11 protein-coding genes are annotated in these 16468 nt (G+C 72.3%); 4 read left to right on the forward strand and 7 right to left on the reverse strand.

Translation table 11 applies throughout. The features are described from left to right. Window positions 1-227: 227 nt before the first annotated feature. Together ACZ6I3_RS00730 and ACZ6I3_RS00735 are read right to left on the reverse strand one after the other, a co-directional pair. Window positions 228-2165 (reverse strand): amylo-alpha-1,6-glucosidase, encoded by a 1938-nt coding sequence (locus ACZ6I3_RS00730; protein ID WP_469410689.1) that lies wholly within the window; start codon window positions 2163-2165, stop codon window positions 228-230. Beyond that, entirely contained in the window at window positions 2162-3574 is a 1413-nt protein-coding gene (locus ACZ6I3_RS00735) for an MGH1-like glycoside hydrolase domain-containing protein (RefSeq protein ID WP_469410690.1), read from the reverse strand. Before ACZ6I3_RS00735 ends, ACZ6I3_RS00730 begins: the two co-directional genes overlap by 4 nt. A 121-nt stretch (window positions 3575-3695) precedes the next feature. On the opposite strand from ACZ6I3_RS00735, the gene ACZ6I3_RS00740 reads away from it, so the two are divergent. Together ACZ6I3_RS00740 and ppdK are read left to right on the forward strand one after the other, a co-directional pair. Then, window positions 3696-4934 carry an ROK family protein gene (locus tag ACZ6I3_RS00740; RefSeq protein ID WP_469410691.1) on the forward strand — a complete coding sequence of 413 codons (1239 nt, stop codon included), beginning with the start codon at window positions 3696-3698 and terminating at the stop codon, window positions 4932-4934. Window positions 4935-5339: 405 nt separating this feature from the next. Further along, window positions 5340-8087 carry a pyruvate, phosphate dikinase gene (gene ppdK, locus ACZ6I3_RS00745; protein WP_469410692.1) on the forward strand — a complete coding sequence of 916 codons (2748 nt, stop codon included), beginning with the start codon at window positions 5340-5342 and terminating at the stop codon, window positions 8085-8087. A gap of 156 nt (window positions 8088-8243) precedes the next feature. On the opposite strand, the gene ACZ6I3_RS00750 is transcribed toward ppdK, so the two are convergent. The 5 genes from ACZ6I3_RS00750 to ACZ6I3_RS00770 all read right to left on the reverse strand — a co-directional run bounded on the left by ACZ6I3_RS00750 (window position 8244) and on the right by ACZ6I3_RS00770 (window position 13122). Continuing rightward, the gene (locus ACZ6I3_RS00750) at window positions 8244-8762 is read right to left on the reverse strand and encodes an NUDIX hydrolase (RefSeq protein ID WP_469410693.1); all 519 of its coding nucleotides are present in this window, start codon (window positions 8760-8762) and stop codon (window positions 8244-8246) included. 90 nt (window positions 8763-8852) lie between these two features. Further along, window positions 8853-9362 carry an excalibur calcium-binding domain-containing protein gene (locus tag ACZ6I3_RS00755; RefSeq protein ID WP_469410694.1) on the reverse strand — a complete coding sequence of 170 codons (510 nt, stop codon included), beginning with the start codon at window positions 9360-9362 and terminating at the stop codon, window positions 8853-8855. A 109-nt stretch (window positions 9363-9471) separates the two neighbouring features. Further along, window positions 9472-10629: an alkaline phosphatase PhoX gene (locus ACZ6I3_RS00760; RefSeq protein ID WP_469410695.1), complete on the reverse strand. Its 1158-nt coding sequence runs from the start codon at window positions 10627-10629 to the stop codon at window positions 9472-9474. 133 nt (window positions 10630-10762) lie between these two features. Beyond that, the gene (locus tag ACZ6I3_RS00765) at window positions 10763-12247 is read right to left on the reverse strand and encodes a sensor histidine kinase (protein WP_469410696.1); all 1485 of its coding nucleotides are present in this window, start codon (window positions 12245-12247) and stop codon (window positions 10763-10765) included. Further along, window positions 12244-13122, reverse strand: coding sequence for a response regulator transcription factor (locus tag ACZ6I3_RS00770; protein WP_469410697.1), 879 nt, complete (start codon window positions 13120-13122; stop codon window positions 12244-12246). Before ACZ6I3_RS00770 ends, ACZ6I3_RS00765 begins: the two co-directional genes overlap by 4 nt. A 217-nt stretch (window positions 13123-13339) precedes the next feature. On the opposite strand from ACZ6I3_RS00770, the gene ACZ6I3_RS00775 reads away from it, so the two are divergent. Both ACZ6I3_RS00775 and ACZ6I3_RS00780 read left to right on the forward strand, forming a co-directional pair. Next, complete coding sequence (locus ACZ6I3_RS00775) at window positions 13340-13945, forward strand: carbonic anhydrase (protein ID WP_469410698.1); 606 nt, start codon at window positions 13340-13342, stop codon at window positions 13943-13945. Between the two features lie 755 nt (window positions 13946-14700). Beyond that, complete coding sequence (locus ACZ6I3_RS00780) at window positions 14701-16422, forward strand: SulP family inorganic anion transporter (RefSeq protein WP_469410699.1); 1722 nt, start codon at window positions 14701-14703, stop codon at window positions 16420-16422. Window positions 16423-16468: the final 46 nt, after the last annotated feature.

A 16468-nucleotide genomic window follows, 5' to 3' on the forward strand; every position in this document is an offset into this window, starting at 1 on the left:
GCCCGCCGGGCCAGCGCTCGGCAAACACCCGGCAAACGCCCGGCCAACCGTCCCTAGGGCGTGTTGCGAAAGTAGCGTCGTCCGCCCGAAGGGCGGGGCCGGGGGCGTCTGGTGCGTGCGATCGCAAGGCGGAGGGAGGAGAGCGCAGCGGGCTGCGCCGACGACCGACAACGCGGCGAGCGTGCGTGCCAGGGGTTTCCGGCCAGACGGGACTTTCGCAACACGCCCTAGACGCCCCCGACCGCCGTGAGCAGCGCCAACGGGGCCGAGGCCGAGCGGGATTCGCGTACGCAGGCGTGCGGGTACGGCACCGGCACCGGGTGGGTGTCGCGGCCGTAGCCCGCGAGGACCTCGGGGAGCCGGTTGCCGGTCGCGGTCGCCGCGTCGACCAGGCCGCGGGCGATCGCGCGGGCCTCGTCGTGCAGCCCGTAGCGGGCCAGGCCCAGCGCGATCAGCGCGTTGTCGTGCGGCCAGACCGAACCGCGGTGGTAGGAGAGCGGATGGAACGCCGGCTGGCCGGCGGCCAGGGTGCGCACGCCCCAGCCGGAGAAGAAGTCCGGTTCGAGGAGGCGCCGGCCGACCTGTTCGCCGTACTCCTTGTCCAGCAGGCCCGACCACAGCAGATGCCCGGCGTCGGAGGCCAGGGCATCGACCTGGGCGCCCCGGCCGTCGAGCGCGAGCGCCGGGAAGGAGTGCTCGTCCATCCAGAAGTCCCGCTGGAAACGGTCGCGCAGGTCACCGGCCGCCTGCTCCAGCAGGTCCGCGTACGTCCCGTCCTGCCACACCGTGCGCGCGAGCCACGCCGTGCGGCGCAGCGCGTCGTAGGCGTAGCCCTGGGCGCCCGCGGCCGTCACCGGGCCGTGGGGGCGGGTGCCCTCGGCGGAGCAGATGGCGCCGGGGGAGTCCTTCCAGTTCTGGTTGGCGAGGCCGCCCTGGTCGGCGCGGTAGACGAGGTAGCCGCGCGAGGTCAGGCCGCCGTGGTCGAGCATCCAGCCGACAGCCGCGCGGGCGTGGGACCGGAGGCGGTGGGCCAGGGCGGTGTCGCCGGTCTGTTCCGTGTAGGCGCCGAGGAGGACGAGGAACAGCGGTGTGGCGTCGACCGAGCCGTAGTAGCGGCCGTAGGGGACCTGGCCGAAGTGCGCCAGTTCGCCGTGCCGCACCTCGTGGACGATCTTTCCGGGCTGGGCGACCTCGCTCGCGGCCGCGTCCGTGGCCTGGGTCGCGGCGAGCGCGGGCAGGGTGGCGGCGGCCAGCCGGGGCCGGTAGGGCAGCGCGAACAGCGAGGTGAGCAGGGCGTCCCGGCCCAGCAGCGTCAGGAACCAGGGGGCACCGGCGGCCGGGACGCGCAGTTCCTCGCCGTCCGGTCCCTTCGCCGGGACCTGGAGCGCGGCGAGGTCGGCGAGACCCCGGGAGCAGGCCGCGGCCAGCTCCGGCCAGCCGGTGGGGAAGGCCAGGCCCTCCACGAACTCGCCCTCCCGGGCGAGCAGTCGCTCCCGCACGGCGGCCGGGGAGCGGGGGACACGCAGGGCCCGCTGCTCGCCGTGCGGGCGGGCCATGACCCGCAGGACCAGCTCGGCGGTGCCGTGCGGTGCGAGCTCCAGGGTCCACACCAGGCGGCGGGCGCCGGTGCCGGTCTCCTCCACGGCGTCCGGCTGGGGCTCGGCCGTCACCGTCGTGCACGAGCGCCACTCGCCGCGCCGGTAGGTGAACTCCACGCCGTGGCCGAGGACCTGGCGGGAGCGGACCGCACCGGCCTTGGTGTAGGTGCGGTGGTCGGAGCGCAGCTCGAACTGGTCGGTGAAGTCGGCGTCGGCGGTGAGCGCGAGGCGGACCGTCGTCGGCGCCGGGCGGTTGCTGGTGATCCGCAGCGATTCCACGAAGGAGGCGTCGCCGACGGCCTGTTCACGGAAGAGCGTGTACGCGGGCGGCTCGTCGCGGCCGCCGCGCGGGACGAGGACGCAGCGCGCGGTGTCCCCGTCGGCCACCGGCGTCAGCGTGTCGGGCACGGCCCCGTCCACGGTGAGCTGCCACCGGCTGAGATGCCGTGCGTCCCGTACGAACATTCCGTCCGGGGCGCTGCCGCCCCGGTAGCCGCTGATGTCGCCGCGGTCGCCGACGGCGGCGAACGTCCCGCCGTGCACGAGCAGATGATGCCGGTCCGTCATCCCCGGTCCCCTCCCTTGATCGCCGTGACGCCGTTTCTGTCCCCTGCGGGCCGGTCGTGCAGCAGGTCGAGCGTGAGCGCGGCGGTCCAGCCGAAGCCGGTGGCGCCGCAGGCCTGTGCCGTGTACGGGTCGACGTACTCCGCGAAGTCGGAGGCGCCGGCGGTGTGCAGGATGCCCTTGCGCAGGGCGTCGGCCCGGCCGCGCTCGCCGTGCAGCCGCAGACCGCCCTCCAGGAGCCAGTTGGTGTTGATCCAGGCCGGGCCGCGCCAGTAGCGGTGCGGGTCGAAGGCCTCGCCGAGCAGGTCGTAGCTGGGCACCAGGCGGGTGGTGCCGCCGAGGCCGAAGTGCGGGCCGCACATCGTGCGGACCAGGGTGGTGGCGAGCTCGCGGGGCAGGGTCGGCAGCAGCAGCGGGATCAGGCCGGAGACACCGCGCTCGGGGATCAGCTCCCCGGCGCGCACGTCCCGGCACAGGAACATCCCCGCGGCGGGCTCCCACAGCCGCTCCACCAGGGCGGCGGTGAGCCGCTCGGCGCGGGCCTGCCGGGCCGTCGAAGCCGCGCCCAGCTCGTGGGCGATCCGGGCCAGGGCGTACTCGGAGGCGATGAGCAGCGCGTTGAACGCCGGGTCCTCCACGGCGAACTCCCCTGCCCCGTCGGCGTATCCGCGGTCCCGGTAGTCGCTCGCGAGGCGCACGTACCGCCCGTAGTCCAGATCCGTCGGCCGGTCCTCGGGGGAGCCGTGGTCGAGGTCGGCGCGGCGGAAGGAGCGGGCCGGGGCCGGGGTGACCCGGGACAGCGGACGGTCCCAGCAGGGGCTGTTGTCCATACCCTGCTCCCAGGGGTGCACGACGGAGACCAGCCCGCCCCCGCCCAGGTCGCGCCGGTGCAGCAGATACCGGTGCCAGGCGGCGAGGCGGGGATACATCCGGGCGAGGAAGCCGCGCGCCCGCGACAGGCCCGGGTCGGCGAGGTGCACCAGCCACACGGCCAGCGCGTGGACCGGTGGTTGCACGATCCCGGAGGTCTGTACGGTGCGCGGGGCGCCCGCGGTACGTCCGGCGGTCGAGGAGCGCCAGAAGTCGGGGCTCGGGAAGTACGCGTCGAGGGGGACGGAGGGGTTGAAGACGATGTGCGGGATCCGCCCGTCCGCCCACTGGGCCGCCAGCAGCGTGTCCAGTTCCGTCTGGGCGCGTAACGGCGAGACGTGCCGCAGGCCGATCGCGATGAACGCCGAGTCCCACGACCACTGGTGCGGATACAGGCTGCGCGAGGGCACCGTGGACGTACCCGTCCAGTCTGCCTCCAGCACGGCGGCGGCCCTGACCTGCAGGGGTGAGACGGTGCTGGGCGGATCGTATGCAACGGTGCGTCCGGTACGACGTAGGGCGCGTTGGGCGGTGCGGTCCACTCGGGGCTCTCCGAAAAGACGTCCGGCCGGCCGGTTCGGCTGCGGCTACCGTGGGGTTACGTCTATTTAACACGCAAAACCCACTATGTAAGGCAAGGTTGGGAAACACAAGGGGGTGTGCATGACCGGACAGCCCGGAAGAACGGGACAGCGGACGGGACGAGGTGCCGGCCAGGCGAGCGCCGGCGAACTGCTCGAACTGGTGCGCAGTCGCCGCGCGGTGACCCGGGGCGCGCTCCAGCAGGCGACCGGACTGTCCCGGGCCACCGTCGGACAGCGGCTCGACCGGCTGTTCCGCGCGGGCTGGCTGCGCGAGGGCGCCGGGGGACCGGTGGACTCCCCGCTGGGCGGACGCCCCTCCATCACCCTGGAATTCGACGACGAGCACGCCGTTGTCCTGGCCGCCGACCTCGACACCCGGCACGCACGGGCGGCCGTGCTGTCGCTGAGCGGCGAGATCCTCGCCGAGCACTCCGGCACCCTGGTCGTCGAGGACGGGCCGGACCTCGTGCTCGGCGAACTCGGCCGCTGGTTCGCCGGGCTGCTGGAGAAGGCGGGCTGCCCGGCCGCGTCGGTGTGCGGGGTCGGGCTCGCGGTGCCCGGCCCGGTCGACACCGAGACCGGCCGTGTCGTCCAGCCGCCGATCATGCCCGGCTGGGACGGCTACGGCATAAGGGACCGGCTGGCCAGGGCGCTCACCGAGCACACCGGCGCCGCCGCCGTGCCCGTGCTGGTGGACAACGACGCCAACCTCATGGCGTACGGCGAACAGCGCACCGGCTATCCCGACTGCTCCGCCTTCGTGCTGGTCAAGGTCTCCACCGGCATCGGCGCCGGGGTCGTGGTGGACGGCTCGGTGTTCCGGGGCATCGACGGGGGCGCCGGGGACATCGGGCACATCCGGGTGCCGGAGGGCGCCCAGGCGCTGTGCCGGTGCGGTTCGTACGGCTGTCTGGCCGCCGTCGCGAGCGGCGGGGCGGTGGCGCGGCGGCTGGCGGAGGCCGGGGTGCCGGCGGCCTCCGGCTCGGATGTGCGGGACCTGCTGGCGTCCGGGCACCCCGAGGCGGTCGGTCTCGCCCGGGACGCCGGGCGCCGGGTCGGGGACGTCCTGGCGACCGTCGTGACCCTGCTGAACCCCGGCGTGCTGATGATCGCCGGGGATCTGGCCGGAACTCCCTTCCTGACAGGGGTGCGCGAACTGCTCTATCAGCGGGCGCTGCCCCGCTCCACGGCCCACCTGGACGTGGTGACCTCACGGCTGGGCGAACGAGCCGGGCTGGTGGGAGCCGGTGCGATGGTCGTGGAGCACCTGTACGCCCCCGAGCGGGTCGAGGAGCGGCTGCGGGCGCTCGGAGTGTGACAGGGACATTTCGACCCCGTCACGCGTCCGCATGGTGAAATCCGGCGGGCTGTGGCAGCGTGATTCTCGCCACCTCTGATAAGCGTTGCGCTCAGATGAGCGGATCATGAGCGGCTGCACTTCTCCAAAGGGTGGCACTGAGTGCCATGCTTTGATCGTTCATCGATCGAACTCAAGCGTGCTGAACGCCGCTCAGGTGAGCGCTCAGAGAGCTCGATGGAGGTTCATGCGTTCAAGAAGTGAACACATGCGGCTGTGATTGCTTGCCAAGCCTTGACTTTCGATCCGCTGGCGGACGAGTGGTTACAGGCGCATGACGCGCGCATGGACGTACCCAGACGCCTTCGATCTGGGTATGTTCCTCGCCGTCAGGGCAGCCACCGCGTCCTCGAGGAGTCGAGACCCGTGTCGGAAAACAAAGATCTCCCGGTAGCCGAGCAGGCCGCGAGCGTTGAGGGCGTGAAGTTCGTTTACGACTTCACCGAGGGAAACAAGGACCTCAAGGACCTCCTCGGTGGCAAGGGCGCGAACCTCGCCGAGATGACGAACCTCGGCCTGCCGGTCCCGCCCGGCTTCACGATCACCACCGAGGCCTGCAAGGTCTACCTCGACAGCGGCGCGGAGCCGGCGGCACTGCGTGACGAGGTGAGTGCGCACCTCGACGCCCTCGAGGCCCGCATGGGCAAGAAGCTCGGCCAGGCCGACGACCCGCTGCTGGTGTCGGTGCGCTCGGGCGCCAAGTTCTCCATGCCCGGCATGATGGACACCGTCCTCAACATCGGCCTCTCCGACAAGTCGGTGCAGGGCCTCGCCAAGCAGGCCGGCGACGACCGGTTCGCCTGGGACTCCTACCGCCGCCTCATCCAGATGTTCGGCAAGACCGTCCTCGGCGTCGACGGGGAGCTCTTCGAGGACGCGCTGGAGGCGGCGAAGGCGGCCAAGAAGGTCAGCGTCGACACCGAGCTGGAGGCCGCCGACCTCAAGAAGCTCGTCACCAAGTTCAAGAAGATCGTCAAGACCGAGGCCGGCCGGGACTTCCCGCAGAGCCCGCGCGAGCAGATGGACCTCGCCATCCACGCGGTCTTCGACTCCTGGAACACCGACCGGGCCAAGCTCTACCGCCGCCAGGAGCGCATCCCGCACGACCTGGGCACGGCCGTCAACGTCTGCTCCATGGTCTTCGGCAACCTCGGCCCCGACTCCGGCACCGGCGTCGCCTTCACCCGCGACCCCGCCTCCGGCCACCAGGGCGTCTACGGCGACTACCTGCAGAACGCCCAGGGCGAGGACGTCGTCGCGGGCATCCGCAACACCGTGCCGCTCGCCGATCTGGAGCAGATCGACAAGAAGTCGTACGACCAGCTCATGCAGATCATGGAGACGCTGGAGAACCACTACAAGGATCTCTGCGACATCGAGTTCACCATCGAGCGCGGTGTGCTGTGGATGCTCCAGACCCGCGTCGGCAAGCGCACCGCGGGCGCGGCCTTCCGTATCGCGACCCAGCTGGTGGACCAGGGCCTGATCGACGAGGCCGAGGCGCTCACCCGCGTCAACGGCGCCCAGCTCGCGCAGCTGATGTTCCCGCGCTTCGACGAGGACGCGAAGGTCTCCCAGGTCGGCCGGGGCATCGCGGCCTCGCCGGGCGCGGCGGTCGGCAAGGCCGTCTTCGACTCCTACACGGCCGTGAAGTGGTCGCGTTCGGGCGAGAAGGTCATCCTGATCCGCCGCGAGACCAACCCCGACGACCTGGACGGCATGATCGCCGCCGAGGGCATCCTGACCTCGCGCGGCGGCAAGACCTCCCACGCGGCCGTCGTCGCGCGCGGCATGGGCAAGACCTGTGTCTGCGGCGCCGAGGAGCTGGAGGTCGACACCAAGCGCCGCCGGATGACCGTCCCGGGCGGGCACGTCGTCGAGGAGGGCGACGTCGTCTCCATCGACGGCTCCTCCGGCAAGGTCTACCTCGGTGAGGTGCCGGTCGTGCCCTCACCGGTCGTGGAGTACTTCGAGGGCCGGATGCACCCGGGTGCCGACGACGCCGACGAGCTCGTCGAGGCCGTCCACCGGATGATGGCCTTCGCCGACCGCAAGCGCCGGCTGCGCGTGCGCGCCAACGCGGACAACGCCGAGGACGCGCTGCGGGCCCGCCGCTTCGGCGCCCAGGGCATCGGCCTGTGCCGCACCGAGCACATGTTCCTCGGCGACCGGCGCGAGCTGGTGGAGCGGCTGATCCTGGCCGACACCCAGGCCGAGCGCGAGGAGTCCCTCAAGGAGCTGCTCCCGCTCCAGAAGCAGGACTTCGTCCAGCTCTTCGAGTCGATGGACGGCCTCCCGGTCACCATCCGCCTCCTGGACCCGCCGCTGCACGAGTTCCTCCCGGACATCACCGAGCTGTCCGTCCGGGTGGCCCTCGCCGAGTCCCGCCAGGAGCCGCACGAGAACGAACTGCGCCTCCTCCAGGCGGTCCACCGCCTGCACGAGCAGAACCCGATGCTGGGCCTGCGCGGCGTCCGTCTCGGCCTGGTCATCCCCGGCCTGTTCACCATGCAGGTCCGGGCGATCGCCGAGGCCGCGGCCGAACGCAAGGCAGCCAAGGGCGACCCGCGCGCCGAGATCATGATCCCGCTCGTCGGCACGGTGCAGGAGCTGGAGATCGTGCGCGAGGAGGCCGACAAGGTCATCGCCGAGGTGGAGGCGGCCTCGGGCGCCCAGCTCAAGCTGTCCATCGGCACGATGATCGAGCTGCCGCGCGCCGCCCTGACCGCCGGTCAGATCGCCGAGGCCGCGCAGTTCTTCTCCTTCGGCACGAACGACCTGACCCAGACGGTGTGGGGCTTCAGCCGGGACGACGTGGAGGCCTCGTTCTTCACCGCGTACCTGGAGAAGGGCATCTTCGGCGTCTCCCCCTTCGAGACGATCGACAGGGACGGCGTCGGCTCCCTGGTGAAGCTCGCCGCCAAGGCCGGCCGCGAGACCCGCCCCGACCTCAAGCTCGGCGTCTGCGGCGAGCACGGCGGCGACCCGGAGTCGGTCCACTTCTTCCACGAGGTCGGACTCGACTACGTCTCCTGCTCCCCGTTCCGCATCCCGGTGGCCCGTCTCGAGGCCGGCCGGGCGGCGGTCCAGTCCCAGGGCAGCGACCACCGCTAGCCCGGCGGCCCTCGCGGCCCCCAGAACCCGGAGCCGTCGTCGGTCCCCGACCCTCATTCCGATCGCGGCGGCTCCGGACCACGGAAGAGAGCGGAGACGGCACCTTGTGCGGGGTGCCGTCCCCGCTCTCTCGCGCGTGTACGCGGGTGCGGCGCCCTACTCGGGCAGGCCTTCCCGCAGGCACACGGCGGTGCCGGTCAGCGCGGCGGTGTGCAGGGCGGTCAGGGTCTCCGGCTGGTTCGTCAGCGGGGTGGACTCCAGGTCGCCGAGGGCGAACAGGCCGTGGTCGTCGTGCTCCGCGCTGCGCGTGACCGACAGCCCGGCCGGGAGACGGCCGCCGTGGAAGTAGAAGTCGATCACCGGGCCCGTGCCGTTCACGTCCGCCCGGTGGTCGTAGCCGATGAGCCGGGGATCCCGGTCGAGGACGATGCCGGTCTCCTCGTACAGCTCCCGGCACGCGGCACCGAGGGGGTCCTCTCCGTGGTCGAGCATGCCGCCCGGCAGCCCCCAGAGCCCGGCGGCGGGCTGGTGCCCGGCGTAGCGCAGCAGCAGGATCCGGTCCTCGGCGTCGAGGAGCAGGACGCAGGACGCGACGATGATCTGCGGCAGCGTCTTGACCCACTCGTCGCGCGGCAGCACGGGCTGTGCGTCGGGGGCGGGCACGGTCGTGTCCACGGTGGTGTTCCTTCCGTCGGCCGGGCAGCCCGTACGAGCTGCCCAACCGGAGGAACGGCCGGACGCGCCGATGGTCACCGGCCCACCGGGTCACGTGTCGCAGGCGACCCCGTCGTTGTCCCGGTCCAGGTGGGAGGCGTACCCGGGTTCACCACGGCTGATGGGCGCGGCACCGGCGGCCCGGACGGCGCTGCAGTTGGCGTAGTAGACGTCCTCGCCGCCCGAGTCGCTTCCCGAGTCACTGTCGTCGGAGCCGCCGCCGGCCGCCGGCCGGGCGGTGACCGTGGTGGTGGCCCGGACCGTCTTCGTGGCGGTGACGGTGGGTGCGGGCTCCGGCTTCTTCGCGAGCGGCGTCGCGGTGGCGGTGGTCGTCGCGGTGACCGTGACGGTCGGCCGCGGCTTGGCGGCCGCGGGCTTCGCGTCGGTCGTCGTGGACTCCCCTCCGCTCGCGCCCATGCCGATGCCGAGGAACAGGGCCAGGCCGAGGGCCGGGAGAACGTAGCGCTTCCGGGCCCAGCGGGGCGCCGGGCGCATGGGCCCCGGCATGGGCGGCGGCGCGGGATAGGGATTGTTGTGCGGGCCGGTGTACGGATTGGTCATGGTCATCCCCCCAGAGGTGTTACGTGAGGGGATGACCGTAGGGCCGAGAAGCCCTTGATGAGGGCTAGGTGACCATCTTGTGATGGTTGTGTGAAGCCGAGTTGGGCGGCTACGAGCGGAACGGGCCCTTCACCTCGTACGTGATGCCTCCCGACGAGCTGCCGGTCGTGCCGCGCTGGCTGGAGAAGTAGAGGCGGGTGCCGTCCGGGGAGAACGCCGGGCCCGTGATCTCGGAGCCCGACTGGCCGTCTACGCGCAGGAACGAGGCGACGACGTCGTCCGGGGTGATGACGCAGATCTCCATGTTGCCGCCGTCCTCGGCGACGAAGAGGTCGCCGGAGGAGGTGCCGGTGATGTTGTCGACGCCGGTGAGGGGGGCCGTGCCGTTGACGAGGGAGTCGTCGTAGGCCAGTTCGTACGTGTTGTTCAGCAGGTTGAGCTGCCAGACGCGGTTGTCGCCCTTGGTCGTGAACCAGACGGTGTCGTTCGCGTAGTGGCAGCCCTCGCCGCCGTTGAAGGACTTCGAGCCGGAGACCTGGGAGCGGGTGGCCGTGGGGGAGCCGTCCGGGTCGGGGACGTCGGTCCAGGTGAAGGAGCCGCTCGTGGCGCTGCCCGCGACCATCACCTGGAGCTTGCCGGACGCCAGGTTGCCCCAGGCCGTCGGGACGAAGCGGTAGAAGCGGCCGTTGGTCTCGTCCTCGGTCAGGTAGACCACCTTGCGCACCGGGTCGGCGGCCGCCGCCTCGTGCTTGAAGCGGCCCATAGCCGGACGCTGCACCGCCGCGTTCGTGCCCCACGGGTCGGTCTCGTAGACGTAGCCGAGGGACACCTCCTCGCAGGACAGCCAGGTGTTCCACGGCGTCTTGCCGCCCGCGCAGTTCTGGCGGGTGGAGGAGAGGATGCGGTACGCGGCCGTGATCGCGCCCGTCGACGAGAACTTCACCGCGCTCGCGCCGCCCGAGGGGTTGATCTCGGAGTTGGAGACATAGATCCAGCCCGTGCCGTCGGCGTAACAGGCGCCGCCGTCCGGGGCGTTGTGCCAGGTGTACGACGTGCTCCCGACCCGCTGGCCGGAGCGGGCGATCACGCGGCTCGTGAAGCCGCCGGGGAGTCTGATGCCGTTGGCGTCCGGGGAACCCAGCGCCCCGTAGGGGCCGGATCCGGGCTGGGCCGGGGCCGCGTGGGCGGCGCCGCGCCACAGGGTTCCGCCCAACGCGGCCGAGGTGCCGCCGATGACGGCCGCACGCAGAAGGCTACGACGTTCCACTCTCACTCCAGGAGGTGCCGTACCGCCCTGCCGACGGTCGACGGCAGGGTCGAACTCGGGGAGGCGGAAAGGACACTAGGGGAGCGGGGTTGACGGGGCATGGACAACTCGTGGCCGTGCGGCGGCAGCGTACTCACGCGGGCAGCGCCGGTGCCTCCCGTCTCGGCTTCCTCGAACGGTCGCCGCCCGGTCCTGGCCCCTCGACCGGCGGGCGTACGGAGGGGAGGCGGATCACCACGTCCAGGCCGCCCGTCGCCGCCGCGTGCAGGGTCGCCTCGCCGCCGCTGGCGTGGGCGAGGCGCTGCACCAGGGCGAGGCCGAGCCCCGTGCCGCCCTTGGGGGCGCCCGGGGCGCGCCAGAAGCGGTCGAAGGCGCGGGCGCGCTGCTCCTCCGTCATGCCCGGGCCCTCGTCGGTGATGTGCAGGTCGACCCAGCGGGGGCGGCTGTCGCGCAGGGCGCGGCGCGAGGGGGCGTGCAGGCGCAGCTCGACGGTGACGGTGCTGCCGGCCGGGGACGCCCGCAGCGCGTTGGAGAGCAGGTTGTCCATGATCTGCTCGACGGCTCCCGGCACCGCGAGCACCGGGCCCACGCTCCCCGCGAAGAGCACGAGGGAGACGTCCTCCCGCGCGAACAGGGGCTGCCAGGTGCGATGCCGTTCCGTGCAGAGCGCGCCCAGGTCGACGGTGGCGGGGATGGCCGCGTGCTCCTCCAGCCGGGCCATCGCCAGCAGGTGCTCGACCATCCGGGCGAGCCGGTCCGTCTCCGTGACCGCGGCGGTGAGGTTGCCCCGGGCCCGGACGGCGATGTCCGGCTCCAGGTTCTCCAGGCGCAGCCGCAGCGCCGCCAGCGGCGTCTTCAGCTGGTGCGAGGCCTCGCCCGCGAACGCCCTCTGGGAGGCGAGCAGATGTGCGAACCGGGCCGCGGTGTGGTTGAACGCGGCGGCCAGGCTGCGGACCTCCGGCGGTCCCTTCGTGATCGTCACCGGCGTGAACCGGCCGCCGTCCGCCAAGTCGTGCGTGGCCTGCTCCAGTTCGAGGATGGGGCGGCTCGTCCACCGGGCGAAGGCGAAGCCGACCACGGTGACCGCCGTCAGCACGGCGAGGCCGCCCAGGGCGAGCAGCAGCCACACATGGTGGACGCGCTCGTGCACCATGCGCGTGGGCACCGTCAGCCACACCGCGCCCACCGGCCGCGCCTCCTGGCCCACCGGCGCCGCCACCGACAGGTACTCCACGCCCCCGATGGTGGAGGTGCGGACGTCCACCGTCGAGGTGCCTCGCAATGCTGCCGCGATGCCCGGCCGAGCGGCCAGATTGCCGGACATCGCGGGGTCCCTGGGGTGGGAGGTGGCGAGTGACGCGCCCGAGGCGTCGACGATCACCACCTTCCCGCCGATGCGCTGCGCGCAGTGCGTCACCCGCTTGGGCAGGTCCCGCTCGGCCCGCCCCGCCGCGAGGGACAGCCCGGCGTACGCGGAGACCGACTCGGCCTCGTCCTTCGCCGCGTTGACCACCCGCTCCCGCTCCCCGCGCGAGTAGACGAAGCCCAGCGGGATCTCCAGGCAGAGCAGCACCAGCGCGGCGAGACTGAGGTAGCTGAGCAGCAGCCGACGGGTCACGGAGAGGCCACCTGCGCGGCGTTCGGCCCGGTGTGCACGGACAGCCGGAAACCGACGCCCCGCAGCGTGCGGATCCACGCCGGGTGCCCCAGCTTGCGGCGCAGCGCGGCGACATGGACGTCCAGCGTCTTGGTCGGGCCGTCGTAGTGCGGGTCCCAGACGCGGTCCAGGATCTGCTGGCGCGAGTAGACCGCCCCCGGGTCCTCGCTGAGGAGTGCCAGCAGGTCGAACTCCTTGGGTGTGAGCAGGACGGGGGCCTCGCCGACCCAGACCTGGCGGGTGCGGCGGTCCACCACGAGCGGGCCCGGGTCGTGCGGGGTGTCGGGGGCGGGGTCGTACGAGGCTGCCGCGGGGGCTTCGTAGGACATGGCCGGGGCCGGTTCGTAGAGGGGTGGCGGTGTGGGGGTGGGGTCGTACGAGGGCTGGGGCTGCTGGTCAGGCTGTTGCTGTGTACCTGGTGCGCCCGGTGTGCCCGGTGCGCCCGGTGCGCCCGGTGCTTCGGGGAGCGCCTGGTGGGTGCGTTGGGTGCGGCGGGTCACCGCCCGGACCCGGGCCACCAGCTCTCGTACGCTGAAAGGTTTCGCCAGGTAGTCGTCGGCGCCCAGTTCCAGGCCCAGTACGCGGTCGGCCTCCTCGCCGCGTGCGCTGAGGATGACGATGGGGACGTCCGAGACCTGCCGGATGCCCCGGCAGACGTCGATGCCGTCCATGTCGGGCAGTCCCAGGTCGAGCAGGACGACGTCGTTGTACGGCCCTCTCAGTCCGTCCGTGCCCGTGGCGACATGATCGACCGTCAGTCCGAAGTGGCCGAGGCCCTCGGTGAGCGGCTCGGCGATCGTCTCGTCGTCCTCGATGAGCAGCACTCGTATGCCCATACGTCCTGTCTCTCCGTGAGCCGGCATGAATCCGGGCAGCGCGAATTCGCATTCTCTGCCCTGGAGTTCACACGCTACAAGACGACCGTTCGTATGTATATGAGGGGCAAAGAATGTTCAATTCCTTGCCGGGCTCTGGAGTTCGCTTAACCTTCCTCTGTAGGTCGGCCGTCTACGGTGGGGTGCAGAGAAAGAAACCCCAGCTCAGGAGGCGGAGTTGAAGGCACTGCTCGATCGGGCCCGCACGTTCAGGAAGCGCATCGATTTCGACAGCAGCGAATACCGGAAACTGGCTGAAGGGCAATATCCGGAGGTGCTGTTCATCACCTGTTCGGATTCGCGGGTCATTCCAGCTCTGATCACGGGCGCGCGGCCCGGAGAGATATTCGAGCTGCGCAACGCAGGCAATATCGTGCCGCCCTACGGACGGCCCGGGGCCTCCGGCGAGGCGGCCACCATCGAGTACGCACTGGAGGTGCTCGGGGTTCAGGACATCGTGGTGTGCGGTCACTCACACTGCGGTGCGATGGGCGCGCTGAAGTCCGGCGACGACCTGTCCGGACTGCCCGGCGTCGACGCCTGGCTCCGCATCGCCCGCCCGGAGCTGGCCGCCGTACTGGAGACCGCGCCGGACGACCCGTCCCTGCCGGAGGTGTCCCAGGGCAACGTCGTCAACCAGCTGGCCGCACTGCGGAGTTACCCCGTCGTCCGGCAGCGGCTCGACTCGGGCCGGCTGCGGCTGCACGGCTGGTACTACGAGGTCGACACGGGCTTCGTGTACGAACGCGGCGACGACGGCACGTTCCTGGTGCATGCCGCATGAGCGGGGCGCACGCGCGAGGACGGGGTGCTGCCGCACGGGCCGGCCGCGGGGCCGGCCCGGGGGGAGGCACGGCGGAGCCAGGAGCGGCCGGGGCCGAGGGGGGTGTCTCGGACTGGGGGGCGAGTGCTTCGGGGCAGGACAGCGGGGGTTGGCGGCCGGCGGGGGCGGCGGGGAGTGGCGCTGACTGGGGGGCGGGGGGTTCTGCGGGCTGGGAGTCGAGTGATCAGGGGCAGGACACGGGGAGTTGGCGCTCGACTGCGCCACCGGAGGCCGCTGCGGACTGGGGAGCTGGTGGTCGTTCGGGGGACGGGGCTGGCCGGGGGGCGAGTGGTCCGGGGGAGCGTACGGGGGGTTGGGCGTCGGCTGGGTCTGGGGAGGCCGTTGAGGACTGGGGGGCGAGTAGTGCCGGGGAGGGCACGGGGAGTTGGCGGTCGGCCGGGTCTGCCGAGGCTGCTGCGGACTGGGGGGCGGGGGATCTTCCGGGTTGGGGGCCGGGTGGTGCCGGGGAGGGCACGGGGGGTTGGCGGGCGGACGGGGCTTCGGACGTCGTCGCGGACTGGGGGGCGGGCGGTCGTTCCGAGGGTGGGGGTGACCGGCGGTCGGGGGGCTCCGTAGGGGGTGACGCGGACTGGCGGGCCGGTGTGTCGGGGCAGCCCCGGGGGCGTCCGGGGGGTGGTTCTGGCGGAGGTCCGGCGGCGGGTGGGCCTCCTGGAGGTGCGGCAGGGGGAGGTCCTGCCGTAGGCCCATCAGGGAGTGTGCTGGGCGGGCTCGCCCGCAGGGCGAAAGGTGGCGCGGGTGGCAAGGCCGGGGCCAAGGCTGATCTCGTCACCGACATCACCGCCTCGCTCGTCGTCTTCCTCGTCGCGCTGCCGCTGTGCATCGGCGTGGCCGTCGCCTCGGGCGTCCCGGCCGAGCTCGGGATCATCTCCGGGGTGATCGGCGGCTTGGTCGTGGGCGCGGTCAAGGGCAGTACGCTCCAGGTCAGCGGCCCGGCCGCCGGACTCGCCGCGCTCGTGGCGGACACCGTCGCCGACGTCGGCGTGGCCATGCTCGGCGTGATCGTGCTCTTCGCCGGCCTGCTGCAGATCGTCCTGGGCCTGGTGAAACTGGGCCGGATGTTCCAGGCCACCTCGGTCGCCGTCGTCCAGGGCATGCTGGCCGGCATCGGCGTGCCGCTGATGTTCAGCCAGGTCTATCCGATGGCCGACGCCAAGGCCCCCGGCGCGGCGATCGAGAACATGGCCGGCATCCCCGGGCTGCTGGCCGGCATCCTGACGAACCCGCAGGCGATGATCGCCACGCTGCTCGGCATCGTCACGATCGTGCTCAGCTTCGTGTGGAAGAAGGTGCCGGGCCCGGCCGGGAAGATCCCGGCCGCGCTGGTCGCCGTAGGCATCGGCGTGCTCGTCGCCGCGCTGCCCGGCGTGGACGTGAAGACGCTCCAGGTGGGCAACCTGCTCGCGTCCGTGAACCTGCCGGGCGCGGAGCAGTTCGGCGCGCTCACCGACGGGGCGATCATCACCGCCATCCTCACCTTCACGGTCATCGCGTCCGCCGAGAGCCTGTTCACGGCCGCCGCCGTGGACCGGATGCACAGCGGCCCGCGCACCCGCTACAACACCGAGCTGGTCGCCCAGGGCGTCGGCAACACCGTCGCGGGCGTCCTCGGCGCACTCCCGATCACCGCGGTCGTGGCGCGCAGTTCGGCCAACGTCCAGGCCGGGGCCAAGACCCGGCTCTCCCGTACGCTGCACGGCCTGTGGCTGCTCGCGTTCGCGCTGCTGCTGCCGCAGGTGCTCGCGCTGATCCCGATCTCGGTGCTGGCCGGTGTCCTCGTGCACAGCGGCTGGAAGCTGTTCGCGCCCGCCGAGTTCCCGAAGATGTGGCGGCAGGACCGGGGCGAGTTCGCGGTGATGACGCTGACCACGCTGGTCATCGTGGCGACCGCGCTGCTGGAGGGCGTGCTGTTCGGCGTCGCCGCGGGGATCGTGCTGGCCGCGCTGCGCATGTCGCAGACCGTGATCCGCCAGCACCTGGAGGAGGACACGGCCAAGGTCGTGATGGCCGGCAACGCCACGTTCCTGCGCCTGCCGAAGGTGATCGAGGCGCTGGAGGCGGCCGCCGCGTCCGGGAAGCCGCGGATCCGGCTCGACCTGACCGGCGTGACCCACCTGGACCACGCCTGCCGCAACCAGGTCGAGGAGTTCACCGCCCAGCAGCGCGGGCTGGGGCTCCGGGTGGAACTGCTGATGCCCGGGGAGGCGAAGCAGGCCGAACCGGCCGGGTCCCGTACCGCCGCGTCCGCGGGGGAAGCCCCGGCCACGACGCCGCTGCCCAGGCGCCCGGTCACCGGCATGGGGGAGGAGCCGGCCGGAGCGGGAGAGCCGCCGCCCTGGCCCACCGCCGACGCCGAGTGGTTCTACCTCGACACCCGGCCCCTCCCCGAGGAGCAGTCCCGCTCATCCCTCCTGGGATGACCCCCCACGCGGGACACGTCGCGGTGGCGTGCACGCAGGAGCGGGC

The sequence above is a fragment of the Streptomyces sp. NPDC041940 genome (genome assembly GCF_055589465.1).